Origin of the sequence: Actinoplanes campanulatus, assembly GCF_014647795.1 — a bacterium.
Classification (GTDB): domain Bacteria; phylum Actinomycetota; class Actinomycetes; order Mycobacteriales; family Micromonosporaceae; genus Actinoplanes; species Actinoplanes campanulatus.
Window position 1 is genome coordinate 94958 of sequence record NZ_BMPW01000019.1, and the last position, 20056, is coordinate 115013.

At 68.6% G+C, this 20056-nt stretch carries 17 protein-coding genes and 1 pseudogene; 3 read left to right on the top strand and 15 right to left on the bottom strand.

Annotation, left to right across the window (positions count from 1 at the left end):
- Positions 1-75: 75 nt before the first annotated feature.
- The 10 genes and pseudogenes from IEZ13_RS31930 to IEZ13_RS31975 form a co-directional block, all read right to left on the bottom strand.
- Positions 76-708 (bottom strand): hypothetical protein, encoded by a 633-nt coding sequence (locus IEZ13_RS31930; RefSeq protein ID WP_183223133.1) that lies wholly within the window; start codon positions 706-708, stop codon positions 76-78.
- Positions 705-1220: a hypothetical protein gene (locus IEZ13_RS31935; RefSeq protein WP_183223135.1), complete on the bottom strand. Its 516-nt coding sequence runs from the start codon at positions 1218-1220 to the stop codon at positions 705-707. Before IEZ13_RS31935 ends, IEZ13_RS31930 begins: the two co-directional genes overlap by 4 nt.
- 56 nt (positions 1221-1276) lie before the next feature.
- Positions 1277-2377, bottom strand: a complete 1101-nt coding sequence (locus IEZ13_RS31940) for a DNA-processing protein DprA (RefSeq protein WP_183223137.1) — start codon at positions 2375-2377, stop codon at positions 1277-1279.
- Positions 2378-2923: 546 nt separating this feature from the next.
- Positions 2924-3595 carry a hypothetical protein gene (locus IEZ13_RS31945; RefSeq protein WP_183223139.1) on the bottom strand — a complete coding sequence of 224 codons (672 nt, stop codon included), beginning with the start codon at positions 3593-3595 and terminating at the stop codon, positions 2924-2926.
- Between the two features lie 217 nt (positions 3596-3812).
- Positions 3813-4316: a DUF5983 family protein gene (locus IEZ13_RS31950; RefSeq protein ID WP_183223141.1), complete on the bottom strand. Its 504-nt coding sequence runs from the start codon at positions 4314-4316 to the stop codon at positions 3813-3815.
- A 104-nt stretch (positions 4317-4420) separates the two neighbouring features.
- The gene (locus tag IEZ13_RS31955; protein WP_183223143.1) at positions 4421-6508 is read right to left on the bottom strand and encodes an ATP-binding protein; all 2088 of its coding nucleotides are present in this window, start codon (positions 6506-6508) and stop codon (positions 4421-4423) included.
- A 213-nt stretch (positions 6509-6721) separates the two neighbouring features.
- Positions 6722-7663, bottom strand: a complete 942-nt coding sequence (locus tag IEZ13_RS31960) for a DUF4192 domain-containing protein (protein ID WP_183223145.1) — start codon at positions 7661-7663, stop codon at positions 6722-6724.
- Positions 7664-8165: 502 nt separating this feature from the next.
- Positions 8166-9134: pseudogene (locus IEZ13_RS31965) on the bottom strand (DNA-processing protein DprA); the annotation flags it as partial.
- Positions 9135-9280: 146 nt separating this feature from the next.
- The gene (locus IEZ13_RS31970) at positions 9281-9931 is read right to left on the bottom strand and encodes a GGDEF domain-containing protein (RefSeq protein ID WP_183223149.1); all 651 of its coding nucleotides are present in this window, start codon (positions 9929-9931) and stop codon (positions 9281-9283) included.
- A gap of 114 nt (positions 9932-10045) precedes the next feature.
- Positions 10046-11206 carry a DUF932 domain-containing protein gene (locus IEZ13_RS31975; protein ID WP_183223151.1) on the bottom strand — a complete coding sequence of 387 codons (1161 nt, stop codon included), beginning with the start codon at positions 11204-11206 and terminating at the stop codon, positions 10046-10048.
- Positions 11207-11907: 701 nt separating this feature from the next.
- On the opposite strand from IEZ13_RS31975, the gene IEZ13_RS31980 reads away from it, so the two are divergent.
- The 3 genes from IEZ13_RS31980 to IEZ13_RS31990 all read left to right on the top strand — a co-directional run bounded on the left by IEZ13_RS31980 (position 11908) and on the right by IEZ13_RS31990 (position 15332).
- Entirely contained in the window at positions 11908-12429 is a 522-nt protein-coding gene (locus tag IEZ13_RS31980; protein WP_183223153.1) for a hypothetical protein, read from the top strand.
- A gap of 651 nt (positions 12430-13080) precedes the next feature.
- Positions 13081-13443, top strand: coding sequence for a hypothetical protein (locus tag IEZ13_RS31985; protein ID WP_183223155.1), 363 nt, complete (start codon positions 13081-13083; stop codon positions 13441-13443).
- Between the two features lie 206 nt (positions 13444-13649).
- Positions 13650-15332, top strand: coding sequence for a hydrogenase maturation protein (locus tag IEZ13_RS31990; protein ID WP_183223157.1), 1683 nt, complete (start codon positions 13650-13652; stop codon positions 15330-15332).
- Between the two features lie 99 nt (positions 15333-15431).
- Here the strand turns inward: IEZ13_RS31990 and IEZ13_RS31995 are convergent, their stop codons facing one another.
- From IEZ13_RS31995 to IEZ13_RS48005, 5 genes are all read right to left on the bottom strand, one after another.
- On the bottom strand, positions 15432-16454 hold the full coding sequence (locus tag IEZ13_RS31995) for an SAM-dependent methyltransferase (RefSeq protein ID WP_260179359.1): 1023 nt from the start codon (positions 16452-16454) through the stop codon (positions 15432-15434).
- Positions 16455-16544: 90 nt separating this feature from the next.
- A complete protein-coding gene (locus IEZ13_RS32000) occupies positions 16545-17237 on the bottom strand; it encodes a hypothetical protein (RefSeq protein WP_183223161.1) in 693 nt (230 codons plus the stop codon).
- Between the two features lie 116 nt (positions 17238-17353).
- Positions 17354-17857 (bottom strand): peptidase inhibitor family I36 protein, encoded by a 504-nt coding sequence (locus IEZ13_RS32005; RefSeq protein ID WP_183223163.1) that lies wholly within the window; start codon positions 17855-17857, stop codon positions 17354-17356.
- A 322-nt stretch (positions 17858-18179) separates the two neighbouring features.
- Positions 18180-19454: an MFS transporter gene (locus IEZ13_RS32010; RefSeq protein ID WP_183223165.1), complete on the bottom strand. Its 1275-nt coding sequence runs from the start codon at positions 19452-19454 to the stop codon at positions 18180-18182.
- A 283-nt stretch (positions 19455-19737) separates the two neighbouring features.
- Complete coding sequence (locus tag IEZ13_RS48005) at positions 19738-20049, bottom strand: helix-turn-helix domain-containing protein (RefSeq protein WP_373293056.1); 312 nt, start codon at positions 20047-20049, stop codon at positions 19738-19740.
- Between the last annotated feature and the right edge of the window lie 7 nt (positions 20050-20056).

Genomic DNA, 20056 nt, shown 5'->3' on the forward strand with positions numbered 1-20056 from the left:
GCGGCTTCGTGAGGTGGTGGGGGTTATGCGGCCGGGCCGTCGTGGCGTATCACCGTTCTGCGAATCTTGGATCCATCAGCCGTCGTCCTCCTCGGCTGGATCCGTGCCATCGGAGGCTGACTCGCCGAGCAGATAGGCCGCCAGTAGCCGGGCCTCGCCGAGCCCGTAGACGTCCCACCAGGAGTCCGCCTTGACCCACAGGCCGTGCTGGTCAGAGCCGCAGTACGGACACGTCGGCAGATCCATGCGTTGCTGAAGAATGACTCCGTAGACCTCGCCGGTGAGCCAGCACCGCCACTGCCGTACGTCGTCGGCCAGGTGCGGCGCACCGGACCGGGCACGGTACTCGCGGGTGTCGAACAGGGCGACGGTGCTCTGCCCCTCACGCAGCCACGCCACGCTGGTGGTGCCGTGCCACTGCCGCAGATAGCGTTCGAACCGGCCCGGATCGGCGAGCTGTTCGTAGGCTGTCGCCACCCGGGCGCCGCCCGCTGGCTGAAACACGTCGGCGGCCAGTCGAGCCCGCCCGCTGAGATCGATCAGCAAGGCGGGAGCGAACGCGTCACCCCAGGGCGTAGCAGGGTCACCGTCGACGACGATCAGCGCACGACGATCCGGCAGCAGCACATCGGTGACGATCTCGACCGCGTGTGTCTGCGTCCACGTGGCCGGGCAACCGGCAGACGGCGGTGTGCTCGCCGCAGTCACGACCGGCTCCGCGTCAACTCGTCGGCGGTCGACAGCAGGGAGTGGTAGATGCTGCTCGCGGTGGACATGACGGCACCCAGCACGTGCGCGGCGATGTCGTCGGCGTCGCGGAACAGGTCGGCGCCGAGCCGGCCGGAGGCCACGGTGGTGACATGGCCGACGGTGACCAGGACGAGGAAACCGCCGTCACGGCTTTCGCCGAGCACGGTCGGCTCGATGCGGATCCCGGTGATCGGGGCGTCGAAGGTGAGGGCCTGCGCACTGATGCAGGCGTCGATGAAGTCAGCCACATCACCGCCGAAACTGCGCGTCACGGGCTCGAGCGCGTCAACGGCCGCCCCAAGCACGTCGTCGACCTCCGGCGCCGCATCAGCCTGCCGGTGTGCGGGGAGCTTGGTGTCGTCAGCGTGCACGAATGACCAGGTCTGTCGGCGGCGGTCGCGTCGCGAGGAGAAGAACCTGCACAGGGAGAAAGGCATCAACGTCTCCAGAAACAGCGAAAGGGCGCCCACCCGCAGGTGAGCGCCCTGAACCAGTGAGGGAAAGTGCGAGCGGCGGGGGCGTGTGGTCAGCTTGCGCGGCTGATCGTGATGGCCTCGCGGCCGCCGTCGGCGCTGTGCACCCAGACGGTGAGGTCGACGGGGTCGTCCGCGCCGACCACGATGTCGAACGCCGTGTTCGCGGCGTGCGCGACCGACGCTGCCCACACCGGGAACGGCCCGACCCGTTGGCGGCCGAAAGCGGTCCCACCGCGGTGCACCTCGGCGGTGACGGTGAACGGCTTGATGAAGGAGGGCCGGTCGTAGCCGGCGGCGTTGATCACCTCATCGGCGGCGGTGACCATCTGCGCGCAGCCTTCGCCGATGAGCTGGTGACAGCCGGCCGACAGGGCCGAGGTGACCGGTCCCGGCACCGCGAAGACGTGAAAGCCGGCGCGGGCCGCGTGCCGGGCGGCCAGCATGATCTGACTGCCCAGCGCCGCTTCCACCACGACGGTGCCTGCGGCGATCCGGAACAGCAGCTGGTCGGTGAAGATTCTGCGGGACGGCGTGGGGGGCGAGCCGGGCGGGAACGGGCTGATCACATGCCCGCGGGCCAGGGCCCGTGCTACCACCTCGGCGGCCGGGGGCCTGAAAGGCTGGTCGATTCCCCGGTCACTGACCACGACCGTCCTGCCGCCCGGCATCGACAGCGCCGTGGACAGCACGCGCCGGTCAGCCCTGGGTGCAGTGCTCGTGACGATCGTCTGCCGTGCGTCGATGAGGCCTGCCGTGAACTCTTCGGCTACCCGCAGGCCGTACTCGCTGCCGGAGTGTGATCCGGTGAGTGCCACTGATTGATCGAGACGGGCAGCGAAGTCCCGGTCGCCTTTGATCCACAGGCAGGGCAGGTCGTCGCAGCCGGTGCCGGTAGGCCAGCCCGGATCGTCCGGGACGACCAAGGTGGCAGCTGCCGCTGTGGCGCGCTCGCGCAGCGAGCGACCCAACGCCTGGAGTTTGTCCAGTGCCTGCTGCTGGCTGACGGGAAGCCCCGCAGCCGGCTTCGGGAACACCCAGGAACCGGGCTGCAAAACCAGGGTTTGCACGGCGTCGATCAGGTGGTCCGGCAGGGCACGTCCGGTGTAGTAGGACAAACCCGCTCGGATCGTGCGATCATCTTCGGTGCTCATGCGGCCTCCGCGTCACCATTGGCGGTGGGCCCGGCGGGACCGGTTATGCGGGCGCCGCCGGGAGGGACGGCACGAGATCGGCCCGCCCGGTGCGCAGCCGGTGTCCAGCCCCGGCATCCGTTCACTCTGATCCGTATCGACACCGCACGACGAGGCGCGGACGGGTTGTGTGGCCGGTGGCTGGACGACGGAGGGCCCGGGTGGGACCGTGCCCCGTCCCATCCGGCGGGCGCGACACCTGCTTGTCCCGGTGGACCTGGCCGAGGGTGAGGAGTGCCGCGATCAGCGGCGACTCGCTGGCCTGCCCTCGGCGTCTGACCCGAGGACACCGCGACATTGCCCCGAGGACGTCAGGCCGCACCGAGGCTTGGCCTGCTCCACCACCGGGAGGACCGGCAGCCTTGGGAATCGCGCCGGAGCCGGCGAAGAAGAGCAGTTCCTCTGGGCCGGTTTCTATTAGGCGAAGCTCACCGGCTCGTGCTCAGCACGGTGACCGTTCGGGTCTGTTCGTCGAACGGTGAGGTGTCGGCATTGAGCGCTGGCCGGTCAGGACAACGCGGCGTCGACCTTGGTGACCGCCCGGCGGGCCACCTCTTCGGTCAGGTCGGTATCGATCGTCTCACTGGCCTGCTGCACGATGAAGGCCAGTACGCCACCGCGCCGCGCCATCGCCATGTCGAGATTCATGGTCCGGCCGAGAACGGTGGCGGTCGTGCGGAACGCGAACGTCTCGTCGGCGAGCTGGGGAAACGACAGCGCCACGAAATGCATGTCGAAGGCGACGCCGTCGTCTGTCTTGGTGGTGAGCTTCTTACATGCCGTCACGGCGGCGGAGAACTCGGCGAACAGGTCTTTGGCGTCGTCCTCGGCAAGCGGGAGCAGCGCCTCGCTGAAATCGGATCCGTCGGGGGCGGTGAAGTCGGCAGCGATGTCGTCGGCGCGGCTCACCTTCTGCATGGCGGTGCCGTATGCAGGGCACTCGTCGTAGTCGCCGGACGAGTCCTTCTTGACCGCGCCGGTGTCGGGCTCGGCTACCCAGCCAGTCGGCAGATCGCTCGCGGCCAGCAGTGCACCTTTTGCCTGCTCAGCGGTCAGCGTTCGCAGTGGCACCTGGCCGCCGGGTGCGACGGGGGCAGTGTCATCGACGGTGCGGGCACGCTCGTCACCGGCGTCGCTGCATCCGGCAACAACGGTTGCTATCACCGCGGCCGCGATCATCCAACGTCCTGCGCGCATCATTCCTCCCCGTAGGAAATCGCTCGACGACATCGGCGATCATCGTAGCGTTCGGTATGGCCCCCTTGTGGATAGTCGATTCAAGCTCCGGCGGTCAGCCACATCACCGACGCGAGGCATCAGCGTCCGGTGGAGTGCCAAGGACAGCGTCGTCGAACCGGGAGTCTCAGCGGAGCCGGGCTTCGGTCAGCACCGGGGGTCACCAGTCCCACGACGGCAACGCGTCGACGCGGTCCGCGTCGCGGTCGAGCCGAATGTAGAGGGCCCCGAAGTCGTTCGCGTACTCCCACAGCCGCCATACCGCGTCAGGCACGGTGTCCGCGTGGTGATCGCGGTGCTCGGACAGCATGCTCGGGACGTGCAGGAACCAGCCGTACTCGGTGTCATGGGCGGTGACACCGTAGTAGGAGTCGAGAGCGTCGCAGACGTTGCGGGGCAGGTGGTTGGTGGAAAGGTCGAGTACACACAGGATGCGCGGGCCGCCGGTCTTGGCGGTCAGGTGGGCCTGGGCGCGGTGGAGCCAGCGGTGAAGTGCGGTCGCGGTGCCGGCGATCTGGATGCCGTCTTCACCGTTGAGGGTGATGATCGACAACGTGCCCTCGGGCTCAGGCTCGTCACCGTCCTTGGACATCTCGAACGTCTCAGCACTGTCCAGGACGCGGACGTCATGAGCTGCTTCGACGCGTTCCAACCTGATCGACATGATGGTGTTCTCCGTTGTGGTGTAAAGGGGAATTCGGGGACAGCCGTCGCCGGGCATCTCCATGAGCGCCATGCCCGGCGACGGCCTATGTGTGCGGCCCGAGGTCAGCCGTCGGCGCCGGGAGGCTGAGGGCTGTGGAGACCGAGCCGGCGACGTTCCGCTGCGATCAGGGACCGGGCGGGGGCATGCCAACTGTCGTCGTGCATGCCCGCCGGGGTCCCGCCTTCGGCCAGAGCGCGCAGGGCCGGAATGTGCCGCGCGTAGGGTTCACCGAGCTTCTCCAGGTCGATACAGGCCCGCTCGATGGCGTCTCGCATCTTCTTCGCCCAGCGTCCGGGCTGTCTCCACTTGGCGCGAGGGCGGCCGTGCAGGGGTCCTTCGCACAGGTGGTAGCCGAGCCAGACGACCGGCGGGTGCAGCCCGGCCGCGGTGGCGAGCAGCGCGTTCTTGTCGTAGTCCCAGGCTCGGCCGCCGCGCTGCTGGCGGTGTCCGGCGACTTTCGGCTGGGTGAGGGTGCGCCAGTAGTCCGGGTGGACTCCGGTGGAGGCGACCAGGTCCTTGGCGTCGCGGAAGCTACCGTCGACGAGAGCGCCGGGTAGCCGTTCGGCTAGCAGGTGCGCCAGCTCGCGGCGCACCGCGGGCACCGCGGGATCATCGGCCGGCGCCAGGCGCGGCTGCCGGCCGGTGCGTGCCGGTTCGTCGACAGCGCCGGGAAGGGGTGTGCTGTCGGCGAGGTAGCCGAGCAGCACCGCGGCGAAGTCGCTGAGCCGATACTCGAAGCCACGGGTACGGTCCTGGTAGTCCGCAGTGGGCAGCCAGCGCCCGCCGCCCCGATGGGCGACGCGGTGGGCAGCCTCGTGGATCAGGACCAGCAGGGTGAGATGCCGGTCGGCGAGGACATCACGGTGGATGGCCGTGTCGCCGGTGCTCGGGGTGTAGAAGCCGTCAGCGCAGGGTGACTGCTCGCTGGCCGAGTAGACACGGACCCGGTCCAGCGCGAACGGCCCGATGGCCCGGCGCACGAGGTCACGGCCTGCGGTCAAGGTGGCGCGTTCGGCGGCGGTGAGTTCCCGATCGGGCACCCACGTGGTCTTGTTGCGGGCGCGTTCGTAGTGGCGGGTTTGCTGGGTCTTGGCGACCTCGACGCCGAGCAGATCCATCAGGGACCGTTGCAGATAGCTGGGCAGCCCAGCTGCGGTGAGTTCGGTGTAGCCGTTGTCGATCAGGCTCAGCGCTGCCTGCTCGTTGCCGGTGGTGGTGTAGTACGTGTGCTCGGGCAGATGGGTCCGGGCCCACCGGCGCCACGCGGCCCGCGGGTAGGGCTGGTGAACGTCGCTGAAGAACTGCTCCGGCTCTGCCAGCTTTCCGCCGGCCAGCACGTGCTGCGCGAAACGGCCGATGATCTGCTCGTCCTGGCTGGTGGCGAGCATTCCGCGGACGGCGGTGCGCAGGGCGACAGCGTCGACGACGGTCCGGTCGCGGTTTTGCATGCCTTTGGCGTCCAGCGGCAGGTCATAGGAGCACAGCAGATCCGGTTGAACATTGACGAGGACCCCACCGATCCAGATACGTCCCGGCTCACCGTCGAGCACGCACTGCCCCGGAACGGACGGCGGCCGGTAGCCGGGTTCGGTCAGGGCCCGGAACCGGCTTCGAGCTTGCTCGGCGAGTTCCCGCGAGCATTCGACGGTGAAAACAGTGCCTTTGACCCGGCCGGTGCGGTACAGGTGGTAGACCAGCAGCTCCGCGCCTTGCCCCGATAGTGACGGGACCAGGCCACCGAGCAGCCGCTGTCGCTGCACGCTGGGCGTGAAGCCGTACCCGACCGTCTCGCAGCGCACCTGCCCGATCTCAGGGCTGCGGGCCAGCACCAGCGCGGCGAGCTTCTTACCCTCACCGAACTGGCCGATCTGTCCGGCCGTCTTCGTCGAATGGCCGAGCACCAGGCCTTCCTCCGGGATGCCGGGGCCGTCGTCGGCGATGGTCAGGACTCCGTCGGACCAGGCGACCCGAGCGTCCGGGTCTTCGTCCAGGGCGTTGGCGATCAGCTCGCTCAGCGCCCGAACGGACGTCCACGTCTTCACGTAGTCGGGCGAGATCGGGTAGGTCAGTGTGGTCGTGGCCGCCGGCTCGGTGGCGCTGATGTCGGTAGAGAGGTCGGTGCGCACGGCGGCGACCGTGGAGTTGTCCACGGTGGAACTCCTTGGTGAGGTGAGATGAGGGAGAGACAGCGAACGCGGCGGCCGTACGGCTGCGATGCCGCGCCGCACGTCGTCTGCTGCGCCGGCGGCATCCGCTCGGTCAGGACCGCAGCTGAATCTGAAGCGGCGGCCACCCGGCCGGCTGGACCGGTTCGCGGAGAGGTCGGTGCCCCGCAGGCCCGGGACACCGACCTGGTCGTGCCGCTAGCCGAGAAGGTGCTCGGGGTTGAAGCCCTCCGGCAGCGGCCAGGGCAGCTTCTGCGGATCGATCGGCGTGGTCAGCACGGTGGCGATCAGACGCGACAGGGTGTTGTCCGGCGCCGCCGTGGCGGCCTTGACCAGCGCCGTCCACGCCAGCGCCGACTCACCACGCCGCCAGCTGGCCCAGGCGAGCAGATTCGCCGGTGTGACCAGGTACTCGTCAGGCACCCGGCGGATCAGATCAAGCCACAGGTCGTGCTGCCACTGCTGATCCGTGGTCGCCAGCCAGGCCGCCGTGCGACCGTCGGCGCCGCGCAGCGCCACCGCCAGGTGCGCGACCTGTTCATCGGTAAGCCGGTCGCCGGCTTCGGCGATCGCCATGCTGGAATGCACGACGTCCACCGGATCCGGCATCGGTCGCGACAGCCCGCCGAGCGCCGCGGCAGTGCGTGTCTGCGCCTCGGCATCGGCGGCGACGAGATCGTCCAGGTCGCGCCGTGACGGCAGCGCCACCCGGCCGCGCAGTGTCATCTCCGCGGCGATGACACTGCTGCCGGGATCAAGCTCAGCGCCCTGCTCGGGAGTGCACGGGCAACCACGGTTCAGGCAGTAGTAGCGGCCTTCGTGCACCAGCAGGCAGGTCTGCACGGGCACCGCCGCATGCAAGCTGTCCGCGATGTCGGTGAGCCACTCCCGGTCTGACAGTGGTCCGTAGCCGATGACAAACGCCATGGCCGCGTCCGCGGCGGCGGCGCCGGCGATGCTCTTGTCGACGATGAACGACACCGGCGCCTGGCGGCCGACGGCCAGGCCGCACTTGAGCCTTCCGTCCGCGGTGATGAAAACGACGACCACGCACTGGTCGGGGTGGTAGCCCACCACGTACGGGATCGCGGCGAGCAGTTCGGCCGGGCCACGCACGACAGACGGCGCTGATTCGAGCATGTTGTGATCACTCCTGGCATCGCAGCGGGCTGCGACCCCCGCGGTGAACGCCTCCCAGGGTGTGCCGCGATCGGGAGAGGCCGCCGATCGCGGCACACCGGTCCGGGACGGGCGCGGGGGCCGCACTGACCCCGGGCGCGGACCGGCCCTGACGGCCCAGGACAGGCCAGGGCCAAGCCCCGGCGGCCACCCCTCAGCAACGGCCACACCCGGGCAGCGACGGCGCCGGGTGGCCGCCCATGGGGCGCCGTGCCCTTGCCGGTCCGGGACGGGGCCGGTACAAGCGCTGAAGGGCAGTGACGGCCACCGGCCACCGGCCGGACACGACGTCTGCCAGCCACGGCCGGGGCAAGACACGGGGACCGCCACCCACCCTCTGACCGGACCGTTTGTCAGCGAATGCCGCCGCGGGCAGGCTCAGCTGCGTGGGTGCCGTCCGCAGCGAACCGTCCGCCGGCGGCGACGACGGGGCCAGCGATTCGCAGGAAGATCAGCTGGTCGACTGGCCGAGCTCCTCGAGAACGTCGGCGACGGAGGTGACCAGCCGTGCGGCCGGGTTGCGGCGCAGCATGTCGTGACATCCGGCGGATAACGCAGAGGTGACCGGGCCGGGAACGACCATCGCCGGCCGCTTCAACGCGAGGGCACGACCCAGCATGTGGCTGGCGCCGCTGCGCAGCGCCGACTCCACCATTACGGTGCCGGCCGTCAGAGCGGCGACAAGCCGGTTCCTGATGAGGAAACGGTGGCGCAGGGGCTCGGCGCCGGGCAGCCATTCACTGACCAGCAGACCGCGGTCGGCGATGAGGTCGAACAGTGCGGCGTTGCCGGCAGGGTAGGGCCGGTCCAGTCCGCAGGCCAGCACCGCGACGGTGATGCCTGCAGCGGTTGCCAAGGCGCCGCGGTGTGCCGCAGTGTCGGCCCCGTACGCGCCTCCTGATGTCACCGTCCAGCCGCGTTCGGCGAGGCCCGAGGCGAGTTGCGTGCTGAGGTGGACGCCGTAGCTGGTCGCGGCCCGGGCGCCAACGATGGCCACGGCGTTGGTGAGGGCCGGTTTCAGTGGCCGGTCGCCCCGCGCCCACAGGCACAGCGGCGGCCGCGTGTCGTAATTGATGCGGCCGGGTGTAGTCACCTCCAGGGTCGCTAGATCGTCGATCCCTGCGGGCCATTCGCTGTCGGAAGGGGTGATGAGGCGAATTGCGGAGCGGTCCGCGCGGCGCACCGCGATCTCGGCGATCCGCCGGGCGTCGCCGGCGCGGGTCCGGGCTGCGATGGTGGTGCGGAGGCTGGTGTCGTCGATGTCGCCGGCGAGGAGCTGGTCCAGGGCTGCGGGGGCGCCGACCTGCTGGACCAGGGACCAGATGGTGCGGTTGCCGGGTTCTGCGAGCCAGGTGAGAGCGATCCGGGCGAGCCGGTCCGCCTCGTCGACGGACTGGCCACATTGCGTCGCCGCATTGCCGTGATGAGTCATGTGAGCCTCCCGGAAAAGTGAGCAGGGTTTAGGGAGTTGACGCTTTGCCGGTGGGCCGTGTGAGCAGCCCAAGGGCGGTGCGCCTCTCCGAAGAGGCGCACCGGGTCGCATGGGTGTCCACGGGGTGTGCGGGCCTGTGCCGGCTGCTACTGGTGGGCGTCGTCGCGGGCTCGACGTCGGGTGCTCGGCGTGCGCGGGTAGGTCATCCCCGGCTCGTAGGTGATCGGGGTCCCGGCGTGTTTGCCGTGGTAGAGAGCGATGTCGGCGTTGGTCAGAGCGCGCGTCCACGGGTAGCCGGCCGGCGCGAATGCCAGACCGGCGCTGCCGGACACTTTCAGCGGCCCGGTTGGCAGATCAGTGATCGCCACCGCAGCGGTCGCCGCGACGGCGACCGTGGTGGCGGTCGCGCCGGTGACGGTGGGAAGGATGACAGCGAATTCGTCGCCGCCGAGCCGGCCGGCCCAGCCGCCGTGCGTCGCTGCCAGTTCGGCCAGACGGCGACCAACCGCGGACAGGACCTGATCACCCACGGGATGGCCGTGTTGGTCGTTGGCCCGCTTGAAAGCGTCGAGGTCAACGAGGATCAGGTGCCGGTCGTGTCCGGCCGACCGGAGGTAGGCGTCCTTGAGACCGGAACGGTTCAGCAGACCGGACAGCGAATCGTGCAGGACGAGCTGGTTCAGCCTGTCGACGGTCGCACGCAGTCGTCGGATCAGCGGTGTCGCGGTGACCCGGCCGACGGCGGCGCCGACCAGCAGGGCGGCGATCCACGGCAGCGCCACGGAAAGGCAATGCATCACAGGTGTCCTCCACAGCAACGACCTGGATCCCGCAGCCGTACCGGCTGCGGGATCCTGGAAGCGGGCAGAGCGAGGGCCGGCCGGAGATGCCGGCCGCGGTGAGCGGCCTGGTCAGGTCGCCGCGGCCTTGGCCGCCAGGTGCAGCGCCTGGGTGGCGGTGGTCTCCATCCGGTAGGCGACGTCGGCGTCAGCGACGCTGCGCCCGAAGGACGTGACCGCCTGCATGATTCCGCCGGCGCTCAGGTCGGCGCCGGTGATGAAGTGCGCCAGGATCTCCTTCTGCTGGTCTTCGGTGTACTTGAGCTCCTTGCCCACGATTTTGATCGTCTCGTCCGGCCGGGCGACCACGATCCCGGCGGCGGCCTCGAGGTCGCGGACCGCCCGGGTGACGAAGTCGACGTCCAGGTACGCGCGGACGGCGTCCTTGGTCTGCTCGGTGATCAGTTCGAGGAACTTGCGCAGCGTCTGCGGAGACGGGTCGATGATCCCGTCATCGTCGGTGATCTTGGCACCCTTGTGGGTGCGGCTGAGCAGGGCCTTGTCGATGGTCTGCCCGTTCATACAGACCTGGACCCGGATGAACGGGGCGAGGCTGTACTTGCCGAAGCCGGTCTCGGAGTTAGTGAGGATGAAACCGCCGTTGATGACCGGCAGGTCACTGCCACGGCGGCCGTCGAACGGCGAGCGATAGTTGCGCAGCAGCTCCGGCGCCAAGACCTCGATCTCGGGTGAGATGAACCGGACATACATTCGCCGGTCAGTGAGGTCGCAGGAATCCACAGTGACGGAGACGCCGGTGTCGCGGATGCCGTCCAGGACGGCAAGTAGCACGTCGAGGTTGTCCAGCCGCAGGAACTGGTCGGAGAGGAACGCTCGCGCGATACCGCCGTCACTGCCGCCGGCCGTGTGCCGTAGACAGCGCACGAGGAAACGCCGGTGGTCGCGCTCCATCCAGGTGTTGATGTTGTAGTCGAGCGCCGGCACGTTCTCCTCAGCCATCCGCCGCAGGTACGGCAGGGGGATGTTGAGCTTCTCGCTGACGCCGCCGAGCGCGATGTCGCTGAGGGTGTAAGCGCCCGTCGTCAGCGTGACGCCGTCGTCGCTGAGATCCGGCTCCGTGCCGTCGAGCAGCAGCATGCCGTCCTGGCAGCGCAGGGAGCCGGCGCCGGCGATTACGTCGATCGCCCGGGTGTTCTGGTCGTTCAAGATCTCCATCAGACGGGGCAGTCGGATGTGACGGTTCGGTGCGACGGTCAGAGTCGTCTGAGCCATGAGGCACGTCCTCCACGAACACAGAAGCCACCACCGCGGCGGTGGCTGACGGGACGCACCCGCCCGATCCGGGTCCGAGACGACCGGCGGGCGAGCGCGTGCTGGCCCCGGTGCCCGTGGCCGGCCCGGCAGGGCGGCCGGCAAGGCGAGAACGAGAAGATCTCTGGCCGAAGGCCAAGATGTTCTCGGGAACGCCTTGCGGACGGCGCCGGGCCGAGCCAACGTGCCCGGCCAGCACCGTCACCCCACCGGGCTCCTCGGCCCCGCTCGGCGCTGTCCATCACGGGAGAGACAAGCCCACCTGGTCGGCGGAACCGAGACCAGGCTGACATCCGTGACGGCGTGACGAGGTTGTCTTCGCGTCGGCGCCCGAAACCGCTGCGCTTTCTTTCCCAGCTGCAGCGCACATGCCGGACAACCGGAGTCAACCGCGGACAACTATTCGCGCTGCCGATGTTCCGGCAGTCTCGAATCGGGGGCACCCTGAACGGTTTCGAAAGCGATTGCTGGCGGTGCTCGTGACGCGAAGCTCCGCGTCTATTCGACTACCGAAATCGACCGAGCAGTATCCGGTAACGCCACTCGTGAAGCACGTGAAAGGCCGTGACGTGCCCTGTCTCATCACTTCGCCGAGCCCGTGGAGGCATCCCATGTCCCGAATACCAAATGTTGCGGTACACCGATCACGCAGGACGATTCTGATGGCGGTCATCACCGCAGTCGCTGTGGGCATCGGCGTTCTGGTCGCGACGAGCCCCGCGTCGGCGAGCGTGTCGAAGCATCACGGCAAGTGGATGAGCCAGGTCTCCGGTTGCAAGTCCAACTACCGAATCGGCAAGACCGCCCGCCTCGTGGCCGAGAACGGCGCCGACTACGGCTGGGTGGAGTGGCGGGCGAGCCGGAGCGGTGCGTGCGCCGGCTACCAGTGGGTGCGCATGCACTTCACCCGCAACCTCGGATTCGTCTCCAACGAGTCGAACTACAAGTCCTGGCAGATCTACTACAAGAACAATCCATGGGGAACCGGCATCGACAGCCGGCACAAGTACAACATGAAGGTGCGCGGGCTGCGCTACTTCAAGGCCGGGGCCTACAACTCGCGGATCTTCTATGCACCGAACGAGAAGGCCTGTGCGCAGCTCTACACCTACGCCAACCGGTACGGCATCGGCCTGAAGATCAAAGGCCAGGGCGACCTGCCCAAACTGAAGTATTGCGCCTGATCTCAAGCCTTGATCCGCCCGCTAGGCCCCAGCAGACTCTGGCCAGCGCCGAGAGGACGATTCACTCGAGGGCTGCATACCTCGCGGGCCGCGAGCGTTGCGCCGGCGAGACAGCCTGACGCTGCCCGCCGGCTGGACGCAGATAGCGCCAACGACCGCCGGCTGCGGTCAACAGTTCGGTGGCCGGCGGTCACTAGCGCGCTGGTAGTCATCACATGGCGGCGAGATCGCCGCAGCCACCCAGTGAACACGGCAGGGATTCCTGCTCGACCGGGCTCATGGCACCTACCGTTGCTGATCAAACGCTGACAGACGGTATTACGAGCTCCCCGTATGACGGAACCTGCGGGGACAACCAGAGTCAACCGGGGACCACCGGGGACAACCGCAGACAACTATCCCGCCATTCACGAATTCGGCAGCATCGAATCATCGAGCGGATTCCTCCGCGCACGAGACCACTCGCCGCGCAGGAAGAAAATGTCGGCACTGCCCTACCGCAGCTTAGGGAGCTGCGAGCAATAGAGAACAGCCGCGAGCGTCAGTGAGGGGAATTGGCTGTTCGTTGTTGCGATACGTCAGTCGGAAAGCCGGCCGTTCGACGACCCATCGGTTTGACGCAATGCCGTCATCGCGAAAATGGAGCGGACGTTGAATGTTCTGAAGAAGAGTCTGATGGTGATGGCCGCTTCCGCAGTGGCGGCCACGGCGCTCGTCGGCGGAGGCGCCTCCCCGGCCTTCGCGGCCGGCACATCATGCACCGCCCCGTACTGGTACAAGCCGTGGTATCGCACGTGCACGACCGGCACGATCTCGGCCAACAGCAAGCACGAGATCTCTATCTCCACTTCGGCCTGTAAGGGCAGCCCGTGGAAGGTCTGGGATACCGGCACCGGCGTGACGATCGCCTCTGGCACGGGCACCGACAGCCGGAAGGTCGGCGGCCTCTACGGCACGTACAAGGCCAAGCTGACTGACGCGTGCTGGCGCGACAGCATCTACATCAGCAGCTGAGCCGCTGTGCTCCCGGCCGGCACGGGTGAACGTGTCGGCCGGGAGCACGAGGGCGCGGAGGAACCGCACCCCGGTCAGTTCTGGCCCCACGCTCCATTTCGTAGTCCGCCCGATCTGCAGCGCCGACGGGGTTCGACGCGCCGGGTGCACGAAGAAACGACGCCAAGTCTGCTCCATTGATCTGTCTGAGACTGCACGGAGGAATCGTGCGCATCCTGCTGCTTGTCAGCGCTTTCAACGGCCTCAGCCAGCGCGTCTGGCTCGCGCTGCGTGACCTCGGGCACGACGTCGGTGTGCAACTAGCCGGCGACGGCCCGGACATCATCACCGGTGTCACCGCGGCACGACCAGACCTGATCCTGTGCCCCTACCTGACCAAGAGGGTGCCGGCCGAAGTCTGGCAGCGCTGGCCGACCGTGATCCTTCACCCTGGCCCGGTCGGTGACCGGGGCCCGTCGTCTCTGGACTGGGCGATCAGCGACGGGATGGCTCGCTGGGGTGTGACCGCCCTGCAAGCGGTCGAAGAGATGGACGCCGGTCCGGTCTGGGCGACACGCACGTTCGCCATGCCGGCGACCGCGACGCGTAAGTCAGCGCTGTACGCGGGGCTGGTCGCGGATGCCGCCCTGGAGTGCGCTCTCGAGGTCGTCGAGAAGGCGAGCGATCCGATGTTCGTCGCGACGCCCGCGGAGAAACTTCCGGTCGAGGTTCCCGGCGCCCGACTGCGGCCGGCGATGCGGCAGGCCGACCGGTCCATCGACTGGGCGGGCCCGGTCGAGCAGATTCTGCGTCGTGTCCGGGCCGCTGACGGGGTGCCCGGGGTGCTGACCGAGATCGCTGGCCTGCCGGTGTACGCCTACGACGCTCATCGCGGCCCCGTCCGCAAGGGCCGGCCCGGCGAGGTACTGCTGCGCCGCGAAGGCGCAGTGCTGATTGCTGCCGGTGACGGCAGCGTGTGGCTGGGACACCTGCGGCCGGTCACCGCCGACGGACGGCCCGGCATCAAGCTGCCCGCCGTGACAGTGCTCGGCTCGCTCGTGCACGGGGTGGCACACGCGTCCGCGAAGTCAGGCCGTGCCCCGGACACGGTCTCCGGGTACGGGCAGATCCGATACCGGCGTGACGGAGCGGTGGGCTGGCTGCACTTCGACTTCTACAACGGGGCCATGGCCGCCGGGCACTGCCGCCGCCTGCTGTCCGGGCTGCGGCACGCCGTGGAGCAGGACACCCGGGTCGTGGTGCTGTGCAGCGGCACCGAGGCCTTCAGCACCGGCATCCACCTCAACATGATCGAACACGCCTCGGACCCGGCCGCCGAGGGCTGGGCGAACATCCGGGCCATCAACGAGGTCTGCAAAGAGATCATCACCTGTACCAGGCAGACGGTGGTCGCCGCGTACAACGGTTCCGCCGGGGCGGGCGGAGCCATGCTCGGGCTCGGCGCCGACGTGGTGGCCGCCCGCGACGGCATCGTCTTGAACCCCTACTACGACATCGGCCTTTTCGGGTCCGAACTGCACACCTACACTCTGCCGGCCCGAGTCGGCGCTGATCAGGCGCGACGCCTGTTGTCCGACAAGCTCCCGATCAGTGCCGATCACGCGTCACGGATCGGACTCGTTGACGAGGTCGGGCCCCGACACTCCGGCACCTTCCTCGAATGGCTGGCCACTCTGGCGGCGGAGGAAGCAGATCCGGCCCTGGTCCGCGCTAGGGCTGAGGCTAAGCAGCGCCGACTTGCCGCGTCACCACCCCTCGGCGTCTTCGAGGCACGGGAACTCGCGGAAATGAGTTTCGACCTTTTCGACGACCGATCAGGCTTCGCTGCTGCCCGCCGGATGTTCGTGTCGAAGATCGGCAAACCTGCGCCTCACCTTCTGGCCTCGTGAGCGCCCGCTCGAGCTGGCGTGGTCAGAGTTTGCGTGTCAGTGCGCCAATCACACGGAAGTCGCAGATATCGGTGCCGACATCCGCACCAGGACACAGATTCACCCATCCTGCGCCGTCCCGGACGCGAGCGAGCCTGCCTCAGCGACGGCCGGCGCGGATCCGATAGGTGATGCGGCAGCCGTGTGGTCGCCCGCCGGATCCCGTGCTGATCGCAGGCGGGCAACGGCAACGAGCACACCGGGCGGATCCTGACCATCGAGCCATCGCAGGTGGTCACAGCCGGCGGGTTCAGCCTGCCACTGGTCAGCAGTAACGATGCCGGGCGGCAGGAGGGTGCACCGGGGGTCGATGAGGGCGCCGAGTTGGTCAGGGGTGCGCAGCACTGCTGGCGTCGGGGTGTGTTGCCCGAACAACTGGTAAGCGTCTTGCTGCCGGCGCTGCTGGTCAGGATTGGCGTCGAGCATTGCGTGGGTAATGACCAGCAGACTGCCCGGCGCCAGCGCCTCGACGAGACTGCTGATACTGCGCGCGGCGTCCGCATCGTCCGTGATGAACTGTAGGACGGTTCCAAGGATCACGGCGACCGGCTCGCCGAAATCGAGGAAACTCATGACGGCGTCGTGGTAGACGATGTGCTGCGGGTCGAGCAGATCACCGCGCACAGCGTGCGCCTTCTGGTCTTCGCGCAGCAGATCCCTGGCCTGTTCGACCGCGATGGGGTCGAGATCGACGTAGACCACGCGAGCGTCCGGGTCGAGATCACGGACGGTTTCGTGGGTGGCGCCGCCTTCAGGGATTCCCGCCCCGATATCCAGGAACTGGCGGATACCGCACGCGCTGAGCCATTCGGTGACGCGCTCGAGGAATTCACGGTTGGCGCGGGCCGCAACTCTGGCCGACGGGTAGAGGGTTGTGATGCGGTCCCACAGGGCCCTGTCGGTCTTGAAGCAGTGCATGCCGCCCACCGCATAGTTGTAGATCCGCGCTGGTACTGCGTCGACAATCTCCGTGCCCCTTGGGATCCAGCGGGGCTCGGCCGAACTCGGCCGGCGTCGAGGTGCTGTGTCGTGGCACGGGTCGTCGGAGTCGGTGTGGGGCTCGGGCGATGGGGCTTCAGTCATCGGTCGATTCCTGGATGTCTCGGGACCGGACAGCGGGGCGCGGCGCAGGGCTGAGCGCTGGTTGCATTGCTGCCGGCTCTGCGGTGTCGGTCATGGGATGGCTGCGACGGTGTCGGCCTGCCGGTAGGTGCGGTAGCCGACCACGCCCGGATAGGTGAGCTTGATGGCGGGCGTGCCGCCGGTGGAGATCTGTTCGGAGGCCCGGAACCGGCCGGTGCCGCCATAGGTCAGGGTGGTGTGGCCGTCGAGGACGGTCAGGACAGCGGCGCGTTCGCGGCTGGTCAGGGCCCTCTCCAGCAGAAGGCCGGTGACGCCGACGATGACCGCGTCGTCGCGGGTGGACGTGCGGGCCAGCCAGCCGGCGAGCTCGGCAGGGTCGGTCGGGGGCCGATCAGCGAACGCCACCGCGAAGGGTCCCGATGCGGAGTCGTTGAAGACAGGGTTGCCGGTTGAGGCGTCGGGGTCGACGAAGGTGTGGATGTCGGCGGCGGAGGCGTCAGGACTCAGCGAGAGGTCGATGGTGCGGGCCCGGCCGTCGCTCGCGCGCCACAGCTCTCGCCGGGACGGGAACATGACCGAGGTGACGTCCCCGCCAGCGACTGCTGCGTGCAGGTCCCAGCGTTCGGTGACGAGGTGATCGACAGTCCTGGCTCCCTCCGTGGTGTCGGCCAGGGCCGTACGCGCGAGGTCGGTGATCGGCAGCGGGGCGGGCGTGGCGGCGTCGGCAGGCTGCTGGTGCGGTAGAACGACGATGAGCAGGCCGACGGCGGCAGCTGTCACCATGCCGATTCCTGCGTCCCGAGCAGACGGCGCCTTTGTGCTCGTGTCGGTAGTGGTCATGATGTTCGATCGGCTGGTGGCGAGTCTGAGGCGGGGGCGGCTGGGGACGCAGCTGGGGTTCAGCAGCGGTGATACAGCCAGTCGATGTCGGGCGGCACGTTGTCTGCTGTGCGGGTGCTCGCGGTGAGCGTGAGGAGCAGGTGTTCGGTTGCCTCGCTGGGTGGGTCGGTGTCGGCGTCGGAGCGGAAAAAGCCGACGGTCTCGTTCGGGTGGCCGCCAGCCGGCAAGTTATTGTGGATGGATCGCGGGCGGCGCGCCCATCCGATCCAGCGAAGATCGATGTGTCCGCATGCAGTGGTGGTGACCCGGGGATAGCCGAAGTCGGGGCCGGCGTACAGGCACAAGGTGTGGGCCGGACAGTCAGGGCTTGCCGGGGTGGCTGGTGCGTTAATGACGGTCAGCAGAGGGACACCGTCCTTGCGGTGAAAGGTGCCTTGTCCGGTGCTGTCCAGCTGCGAGGTCGGCGGCGGTGCAGGCTGGCGTGTGGGCCACACCGCATACACGGCGGAGGCGATCGATACCGCGACGATGAGTGCGGCGACGGCGGCAGTGCGACGTTTCATCGACGGAGTCGCCTTACTGTTCGTGGGAGTGCAGCGGGGCTACTGGTAGCTGTCGAGACGCTGTTCGCCTAGTCAGAGCACAGACAGGCGCAGCGTCGGCCGGCGTCGGATGTCGGAAGGGACCGGTCGGATGTCGGAAGGGACCGGCTGGGAACTTGCCGGCGTGCAGGTCGTCTCAGTGCTGGGTCGGATCGCTTTTCGCGAAGCAGGATGTTGGCCTCGGGAGAGGAGTGTGGTTTGCCGCGTCGACCGGTGATCGGTGCGTTGGCGGCGGCCCCTGCGACGTGTGGACGGTGGAGAGCGGCGGCCCGGTGGGGGCATGTCAGGTGCTCCATTGCGGTGTGATGTCGCGGCTGGTGGTTCCGGGTTCGCGGTGGCGGCGTGGTGCGGGGATCGCGGCGACCACCGATAGGGCGGGGTGCCGGGTGATGCGCCGGACCGGGTACAGCACGGCGAGCAGGTAGGCGATGCCGAACGCCCACAACGTGCCGGTCAGCTCGACGGCGCTGACCGCGGTGGTGGCGAAGAGGCCGGCGATAGGCAGGCCAATCCAGCTAAGCGCGTCGACGAGCGCGAACACTCGCCCGCGCAGTTCAGCCGGGGCGACCTCCGCGATGGTGGCTCTCAGGGCGGGGTTGAAGATGCCGCTGCCCACGCCGGCTATCGCGTAGACCACGATGATGACGGTGGGCGGGCAGTCCAGGGCGAGCACGATGATGCGGGTCGGACCGCTGATGATTACACCGACCAGGTAGGCGGTTTGGCGGGGCAGCCGGGCGCCAAGCCAAGCGGCAGCGATGGCGGAGCAGACTGCCGCGCCACCGGCAGCACTCAGCATGAGACCCGCGAACGTGGCACCGTGTCCGTTTTCTCGCGCCCATAGGGGGATGAGAATGACGATCAGGCCACTATCGAGGCAGTTGGTGACGATATACATGATGGTGATGGCGCGCAGTGGCCGATCGCGGAACACCACGCGGACGCCTGCCCATAGTTGCTGCAGGTAGGAGTCCGGTTCGCTGGCGACGGCCCGGCGTTCGGCGAGTCGGATGCGCCAGGTGAGCGCGGAGGTGACGCTAAACAGCAGGCTGGCCAGCCACAGGGTGCGGGAGGTGCCGTAGAGGCTGATCAGCAGGCCGGCCATGGCGGGGCCGAGGGTGCTGGCGGCACGTTCAGCGACGACGGCGAGGGCCTGCCCACGGTCGGGCGGCTGACAGGCGGCGACGGTGACATCGGGCAGCAGCACGTTCTTGGCAGCAGCGGCTGGGCCGTCCGCGGCGCCGATGACCGCCATCGCGGTCATCAACAGCCACAGTGGCGGTGTCCCGGCGGCGGCGAGCGTCGCGACTGCGGCCGCGCCGATCAGGTCGCCGCCAGCGGCGACCCGGGCTGGTGGGCTGCGGTCGAGCAGCGGTCCGGACAGCCCCTGCATGATCACGTATGGCAGGGTGTGGCACAGCGCTACCGTGCCGGCTTCGGTCAGGGTGCCGGTGGTTATGACCAGCCACGGCACGGCGAGCAACAGCAGTCGGTGTCCGGTCAACGCTCCCGCCCGGGAGACCAGCAGCGCAGCCAGCGGCCCCCAGGATCTACTCACGGCAGGCTCCGCGGTTCGGCGTGGCCGAAGTGGCGCGGCCGGTTGACGGGGATGTCGGCTATGGCCTCGCGGACCGTGGGCATCCCGCGACGGGGGCACCGGCCGGTCACCGCGATCCCGGCTCGCCACGGTTTACCACCGCGCCCTCGCCGGATGCCTTTCCTGCGGTGGTCCGGAGCCGTGAAGAGGACGGGATCATGCGGTTGGGAGGCATGCCGATGGCCTGCGGTACGGCTGCCCGCCACGACCCGGTGGTACCCGACACTGCCGGGACGGCGACCAGTCATGCTCGGCTTCCCGCCTGACTCGTACCGCGATCGGGTGATGCTTTCGCAGTGGCCCCGCTAGTTCGGGGCCGGCGCTGCCGGACACCGCCGTGGGAACGGAATTCGACGCCGGCGGCTCCCATCAGTCGGTAGGCAGTGCCGTACGAGACTCCGAACTCGCCGGCGATCTGCCTGATGGACGGCTTGTCGTCGTCGCGGTACCGCTTGGCCATGGCGGTGCCGGCGTCTGCCTGCTGCTGCTTGGACATGTTGCGCCGCCGCGTACGGCTGGTCTCGGCGTGGGTGTTGGTGCGCTGTCGTGAACCCATCGGGTTC